Genomic DNA, 6,312 nt, shown 5'->3' on the forward strand with positions numbered 1-6,312 from the left:
TGAGGGAGCCTCATGAGTACGCAACAGAACCGGCGCTTCGACGCGCTCGTTTTCATTGGTCGTTTCCAGCCTCCGCATCGTGGTCACCTGAACGTGCTGAAGTCCGCACTGAGCAGGGCCGAGCGCGTATGCGTGCTGGTCGGGTCGACCGACAAGCCCCGCACCATCAAGGATCCGTTCTCGTTCGACGAGCGCTGCCAGATGCTGGCTTCGCTGCTCGAGCCGTCCGAGCGCGAGCGCGTGACGGTCGCGCCCGTGCAGGATTCGACGTACAACGACGGCGACTGGGTGCGCTGGGTGCAGGATGCCGTGGCCGCCTCGCTCGGCGAGGTCGCGCAGCGCAGGGTCGGGCTGATCGGCCACGAGAAGGACGCCACGTCGTATTACCTGCGGATGTTCCCGCAATGGGAGCTCGTCGACGTCGATGCGACCGAAGACATCTCCGCCACCGAAATCCGCGACCAGTATTTCGCCGAACGCACCAACAGCTTCGTGCAATGGGCCGTGCCGGAACCCGTGTTCGGCTGGCTCGAACGTTTTCGCACGCAGCCGGCATTCGCACAGCTGAAGGCCGAGGCCGAATTCATCGCCGGGTATCGCAAGGCGTGGTTGGCCGCACCGTATCCGGTCACGTTCGTGACGGTCGACGCGGTGGTCGTGCACTCGGGCCATATCCTGCTCGTGCGCCGGCGCAGCGAACCGGGCCGCGGCCTGTGGGCGCTGCCGGGCGGGTTCGTAAACCAGGACGAACGGCTCGACGCGGCCTGCATCCGTGAACTGCGCGAGGAGACCGGCCTGAAGCTGCCGGAGCCCGTGCTGCGCGGCTCGATCAAGGATCGCCAGGTATTCGATCATCCGACGCGCTCGCTGCGCGGCCGCACGATCACGCACGCGTGCCTGTTCAACTTCCCGACCGGCGAGTTGCCGCGCGTGAAGGGCAGCGACGACGCCGACAAGGCGCGCTGGGTGCCGCTCAACGAATTCGCGCAGATGCGCAATGTGATGTTCGAGGATCACTTCGAGATCGCATATCACTTCCTGGGGAAGCTGTGACACGCTGATTCCCCGGATTCCGGTCCGCTGCGACAGACGCGGCGGCACGTCAACGGCCTAGAGGAGCTCTAGCCATGCAAAACGATCCCGGCGGCTTTGCCGCGGTTCTCGCCAATCCGATCCTCAACACGGATTCGTACAAGGCTTCCCACTTTCTGCAATACCCGCCCGACGCGCAGGCGATGTTCTCGTACGTCGAGTCGCGCGGCGGCCGCTACGACCGCACGCTGTTCTTCGGCCTGCAGATGCTGCTGAAGGAATATCTGTGCCGGCCGGTCACGCACGCGATGATCGACGACGCGCGCGATTTCTTCGCGGTGCACGGCGAACCGTTCAACGAGGACGGCTGGCGCCATGTCGTCGAGCACTACGACGGCTACCTGCCCGTGAGGATCCGGGCAGTGCCCGAAGGTTCGATCGTGCCCGTGCGCAACGTGCTGATGACCGTCGAATGCGACGACCCGAAGGTGTTCTGGCTCGCGTCGTATCTGGAGACGATGCTGCTGCGCGTGTGGTACCCGGTGACGGTCGCGACGCGCAGCTGGCACCTGCGGCAGACGATCCGCCGCTTTCTCGAGAAGACCGACGACGATCTCGCGCAGCTGCCGTTCAAGCTGCACGACTTCGGCGCGCGCGGCGTATCGAGCGCGGAATCGGCCGCGATCGGCGGTGCGGCGCACCTCGTGAGCTTCATGGGTTCGGACACGGTGCTCGGCGTGCTGGCCGCGAACCGCTTCTATCGCGAGCCGATGGCCGCGTATTCGGTGCCAGCGGCCGAGCACAGCACGATCACGTCGTGGGGGCGTGAACACGAAGTCGATGCATACCGGAACATGATTGCTCGCTTCGGTTTGCCCGGCGCGATCGTGTCGGTCGTGTCGGACTCCTATGATCTGTTCGCCGCGCTTGAACTGTGGGGCGGCCCGCTGCGCCACGCGGTGATCGACTCGGGCGCGACGCTCGTCGTGCGTCCCGATTCGGGCGACCCGGTGGCGATCGTGCTGCAGACCGTGCGCGCGCTCGACGCTTCGTTTGGCTCGACCGTGAACGGCAAGGGGCGGCGCGTGCTGAACCGCGTGCGCGTGATCCAGGGCGACGGCGTCGACGAGCTGTCGATCGACGCGATCCTTTCCGCACTCGACGACGCGGGCTACGCGGCCGGCAACGTCGTGTTCGGGATGGGCGGCGCGCTGCTGCAGCAGGTGAATCGCGATACGCAGCGCTTCGCGATGAAGTGCTCGGCGATCCGGCGCGACGGCGTGTGGCACGACGTGAGCAAGGATCCGGTTACCGATCCGGGCAAGCGCTCGAAGAAGGGCCGGCTCACGCTGCTGCGCAATCGGCGCACGGGAGAATACCGGACAGTGACGCTGCCGGTCGCGTGGGACGATCGCGCGCTGGAAGGCGAGTGGGACGACGCGCTCGAAACGGTGTTCGATACCGGGCGGATGCCGGTCGATACGACGTTCGCCGAGGTGCGGGCGAGGGCGCACGCGGGCGAGCAGTGACACGCGCGCCGGGGTGAGGCGGCAACGCGCGTCACCCCGGCGATGTCAGGGCGTGTCGTGCAGCCGGCCCATTCGCACGGGTAGTCCGCTGTTTCAAGGCCCGGTTCGTGTGCGCATCGCATCGGCGATTGCGTCGCGCACGCAACCCGCGGCGATTTCCGACGCGCGCGTGCGTGCCGCCCGCGCCAGACGCGCGATCACCAGCGGCTGGATCACGGTGGATTCCCGAATCGCACATTCGACGACGAGCGGCGAGCGCGAGACCACCGGGCTTTGCGTGATCAGCAGCGACACGCCGAGCCCGCTCGCGACCATTGCCCGAACCAGTTCGATCGAGACCGCGCGATAGCGCACGTTCGGAGACAAGCCGCATTGCCAGAACGGCGCCATCAGGAAGTCGCGGCTGTGCGGCAGGTCGATCAGGATGAACGGATACGCGGCGAGATCGCGTAACGAAATCGCGCGCTTGCGTTTCGCCAGCGCGGACCCTGCAGGTACGAGCGCATAGGGCCGCAATTCGGCGAGGCACTCGCGCTCGATGTCTTCGGGCAGGCCGACGTCGTACATCAACGCGAAATCGATCTGCTGCTTGTGCAGGGCAATGTCGAGCTGTGCCAGATCGCCTTCCACGAAACGGATTTCGAGGCGCGGATGGCGCTGCTGCGCGAGTTCCAGCACGCGCGGCAAATAGACCGGCGCGATCGTGCTGAATACGCCGATATGGACGATGCCGCCCGGCTCGTCACCGATATCGTCGGTCGCGAATGCGGATGCCGACGCCAGCAACTGGCGCGCCTCGGCGAGCTTGCGTTCGCCGAAATGCGTAAGCGTCATCCGCGTGCCCGCGCCGCGCGTGAACAGCCGGTCGTCGAACAGCGCTTCGAGCTCGCGGATCGCGACCGAGATCGATGGTTGCGACACGTTGAGCTGGACCGCGGCTGCGGTTGTGCTGCCCGATTCGGCGGCAGCGACGAAATAGCGAAGCAGTCTCAGCGACAGAGCCATGGCGAACCCATATGAAAATCGTATAGGTGTTAATTTATTCCGATATTTTATCTGATTGCCCCGCTCGAACAGAATCACTGCATCGGCCGATTCGGCCCGACCTTCAGGAGAAAGATGCCGTGACTGTGTCCAGGCTGCCGCTCGACGGCATACGCGTGATCGATTTTTCCCGGGTGCTGGCGGGGCCGCTGTGTTCGGCGTTGCTCGGCGATCTCGGCGCCGACGTGATCAAGATCGAGCCGCCCGCGGGTGACGACTATCGGGCGATCGGCCCGTTTGCGAATGGCGAGAGCGGGCTGTTCGGCGCGATGAACCGCAACAAGCGTAGTGTCGTGATCGACCTGAAGACCTCCGACGGCCAGGCGCTTGCGCAGTCGTTGTGCGCCAGTGCTGATGTCGTCGTCGAGAACTTTCGCCCCGGCGTGGCCGATCGGCTCGGGATCGGTTACGCGACGCTGTCGGCCCGCAACCCGGCGCTGGTGTACGCGAGCGTGTCAGGATTCGGGCAGACTGGCCCGGAATCGCGCCGGCCGGCGTACGACATCATCCTGCAGGCGATGTGCGGGCTGATGGATGCGACCGGTGCACCCGACGGCGAGCCGACACTCGTCGGCGATTCGGTGTCCGATGTGGTCAGCGGGATTTTTGCGTCATGGGGCGTGCTCGCGGCGCTGATCGCGCGCGATCGCACCGGACAGGGCACGCACGTAGACGTGTCGATGTTCGATGCGACGATGAGCCTGACCGCTGCACTGGTCGCGCGTTACGCGACCACCGGCATTGCGCCGCGGCGCGTTGGCAATCGCCATCCGACGTCCGCGCCGTTCGGCGCATATCGTGCCGCGGATGGCCATTTCGTCGTCGCGGTGCTCAACAACAAGCTGTTCGGTTTGCTTGCCGACACGATCGGCCAGCCGGTGCTGGTCGACGATGCACGTTTCGCGTCCGACACGTTGCGCTGTGAACACGAAGCGGCGTTGCGCGCGTACATCGAGCGGTGGGCCGCGACGCGCTCGGTCGACGAGATCAACGCGACGCTGGCCGCGGCGGGCATTCCGGTCGCACCGATCCGGAACATACGGCAAGCGCTCGAAAGCGAGCAGGCACGTACACGGCGACTGCTCATCGATACCACCGCGGCCGACGGCTCGCCGATCCGGTTGCCCGCGCAACCTCTGAAGTTTTCCGCGTATCCCGACACCCGCACCACCCGCGCGCCGCAGCTCGGCGAACACACGTACGCCGTGCTCGGGCAGGTGCTCGGCCTCGACGAAGCAACGATCGCCGCATTGGCGAAGGCGGGCGTGATTCACGCGGCACCCGAGCCGACCGACGGCGGCGCTGCCGAGCCGTCGCGACAGACCGAAACCCATCAGGAGATGAACGATGCTTAAACGATTGGGCGTCAGCGATGCCGACCTCGAAATTGCTGACGCGATCCGCCGCTTCGCACAAGCCGAACTCGCACCGCACGCGGCGCAGGTCGATCGCGACGAGACGTCGACCACGCGTTACGTGCCCGCGCTGGCCGAACTCGGCGTGATGGGGATGAATCTGCCGGAGCGCTGGGGCGGCATCGGCGCGGCGCCGGCCGCGATCGTCCTGTCGCTGGCCGAAATCGCGAACGCCTGCGCGGCGACGTCGTCGATGATCGGCGCGCACTATCTGGCGACCGATTCGGTGCTGATCGGCGGCGACGACGCGTTGCGCGCACGCTACCTGCCGGACGCCGCAAGCGGCGCGAAGCTCGGTGCGTTTGCGTTGACCGAGCCGCAGGCCGGCTCCAATCCGGCCGGCATGACGACCCAGGCCGTGCGCGACGGCGACACCTACCGGATTCGCGGCGTCAAGCACTTCATCTCGAACGCCGATGCCGCGCAGTTCATCGTCGTCTATGCGAAAACCTCGCCCGAGCTCGGGACGCGAGGCATCAGCGCGTTCGTCGTCGATCGCGATACGCCCGGCGTGTCGGTGTCGTCGCCGGAGAAACTGATGGGCATTCACGGTGCGCCCGCGCACGAAGTCGCATTCGATTGCATGGTGCCGGCCTCGAACCGGCTCGGCGATGAAGGGAGCGGCTTCCGCATCGCGATGAAGGTGCTCGACAACAGCCGGCTCGACGTCGCGGCGACGAGCCTCGGCATTGCGGAGGCCGCTCTGGGCGACGCGATCGACTGGGCGAAGCAGCGTCACGTTGGCGGCGAGGCGCTCGCGAACAAGCAGGGGCTGCAATGGCGATTCGCCGACATGAAGACGCAGCTCGAAGCCGCATGGCTGCTGACGCTGCAGGCCGCGGCGCGGCGCGCTGCCGGCGAACCGTTTACCGACCTGGCGTCGATGGCGAAACTGTATGCGTCGGAGATGGTCGCGTTCGTGACCGATGCGGCACTGCAAATTCACGGCGGCTATGGGTTCACGCGCGAAATGCGGATCGAACGACTCGTTCGGGACGCGCGCATTCTGCGGATCTACGAAGGATCGTCGGAGATCCAGCGCACGGTGATTGCACGCACGATGCTGGCATGACGGCACGTGAAATCGAACAAGGAGACGCGTGGTGAAAGTATTGGTGACGGTGAAAAGGGTCGTCGACGCAAATGTGAAGGTCGGCGTGAAATCCGATCAATCCGGTGTTGACATCGCGAACGTGAAAATGTCGATGAACCCGTTCGACGAAATCGCGGTGGAAGAAGCGGTGCGGCTGAAGGAAGCGGGTGTCGCGACCGAAGTGATCGCGGTGTCGGTG

General features: G+C 65.8%; 5 protein-coding genes and 1 pseudogene. 5 read left to right on the forward strand and 1 reads right to left on the reverse strand.

Annotated elements, in window-relative coordinates; genetic code table 11:
- Window positions 1–12 precede the first annotated feature (12 nt).
- On the forward strand, window positions 13–1,053 hold the full coding sequence (locus U4Y91_RS23290; RefSeq protein WP_321807054.1) for a bifunctional nicotinamide-nucleotide adenylyltransferase/Nudix hydroxylase: 1,041 nt from the start codon (window positions 13–15) through the stop codon (window positions 1,051–1,053).
- 74 nt (window positions 1,054–1,127) lie between these two features.
- Window positions 1,128–2,561 carry a nicotinate phosphoribosyltransferase gene (locus U4Y91_RS23295; RefSeq protein WP_321807055.1) on the forward strand — a complete coding sequence of 478 codons (1,434 nt, stop codon included), beginning with the start codon at window positions 1,128–1,130 and terminating at the stop codon, window positions 2,559–2,561.
- A gap of 93 nt (window positions 2,562–2,654) precedes the next feature.
- Here U4Y91_RS23295 and U4Y91_RS23300 read toward each other — a convergent pair whose 3' ends face one another.
- Window positions 2,655–3,566, reverse strand: a complete 912-nt coding sequence (locus tag U4Y91_RS23300) for a LysR family transcriptional regulator (RefSeq protein ID WP_257770221.1) — start codon at window positions 3,564–3,566, stop codon at window positions 2,655–2,657.
- Between the two features lie 119 nt (window positions 3,567–3,685).
- Here U4Y91_RS23300 and U4Y91_RS23305 point away from each other — a divergent pair, with 119 nt between their 5' ends.
- From U4Y91_RS23305 to U4Y91_RS23315, 3 genes and pseudogenes are all read left to right on the forward strand, one after another.
- Window positions 3,686–4,960 (forward strand): CoA transferase, encoded by a 1,275-nt coding sequence (locus U4Y91_RS23305; protein WP_321807056.1) that lies wholly within the window; start codon window positions 3,686–3,688, stop codon window positions 4,958–4,960.
- A complete protein-coding gene (locus U4Y91_RS23310) occupies window positions 4,953–6,092 on the forward strand; it encodes an acyl-CoA dehydrogenase family protein (RefSeq protein ID WP_321807057.1) in 1,140 nt (379 codons plus the stop codon). The genes U4Y91_RS23305 and U4Y91_RS23310 overlap by 8 nt, the downstream gene beginning before the upstream one ends.
- A 31-nt stretch (window positions 6,093–6,123) precedes the next feature.
- Window positions 6,124–6,312, forward strand: a pseudogene (locus U4Y91_RS23315) (electron transfer flavoprotein subunit beta/FixA family protein); the annotation flags it as partial.

It is taken from the genome of Burkholderia sp. BCC1993 (genome assembly GCF_905339865.1).
Taxonomy (GTDB): domain Bacteria; phylum Pseudomonadota; class Gammaproteobacteria; order Burkholderiales; family Burkholderiaceae; genus Burkholderia.

What these genes read in the sequence shown, in the direction of transcription:
- U4Y91_RS23295 (WP_321807055.1), top strand. Translation starts at nt 1,128, where the DNA reads ATGCAAAACGATCCCGGCGGCTTTGCCGCGGTTCTCGCCAATCCGATC.
- U4Y91_RS23310 (WP_321807057.1), top strand. Translation starts at nt 4,953, where the DNA reads ATGCTTAAACGATTGGGCGTCAGCGATGCCGACCTCGAAATTGCTGAC.
- U4Y91_RS23300 (WP_257770221.1), bottom strand. Translation starts at nt 3,566, where the DNA reads ATGGCTCTGTCGCTGAGACTGCTTCGCTATTTCGTCGCTGCCGCCGAA.
- U4Y91_RS23290 (WP_321807054.1), top strand. Translation starts at nt 13, where the DNA reads ATGAGTACGCAACAGAACCGGCGCTTCGACGCGCTCGTTTTCATTGGT.